The organism is Parendozoicomonas verongulae (genome assembly GCF_009711465.1).
GTDB classification, from domain to species: Bacteria; Pseudomonadota; Gammaproteobacteria; order Pseudomonadales; family Endozoicomonadaceae; genus Sansalvadorimonas; species Sansalvadorimonas verongulae.
Map to the genome: position 1 here is coordinate 1 of NZ_SMME01000186.1, position 340 is coordinate 340.

A 340-nucleotide genomic window follows, 5' to 3' on the forward strand; every position below is an offset into this window, starting at 1 on the left:
GATAATATCTTGTCCTTTCATCATACAGTACAAAGAACGACCAATACCTTCCTTGCCTTTTGCTCGAATTTCAAAGAGACCATTGCCCATCGGGACTGTATAGGGTTTACCGAGAGCAGGGCCAAATTCTTCAATCATTTCAACGATATGGATGAAATTAGCCAATATGCCTTTGGGAAATCCTAGCGTCTCTTCCTCTACCTTTTCGTTATAAAACGTAATCTGCCACTTCATAAGGAAAAGGTTATCATATTTGATAACTATCGCAAGAAAAAGTTCCTGAGAACTGACACAGTACTGGAGAGCCACATAACGCTTGCTTGACAGGGCGCCGAAGGCG

At 42.1% G+C, this 340-nt stretch carries 1 protein-coding gene; it reads right to left on the minus strand.

Features of this window, described 5'->3' with window-relative positions:
* The coding region (locus tag E1189_RS00245) for a type II toxin-antitoxin system RelE/ParE family toxin (RefSeq protein WP_230459808.1) at positions 1–340 on the minus strand (340 nt) is incomplete at both ends.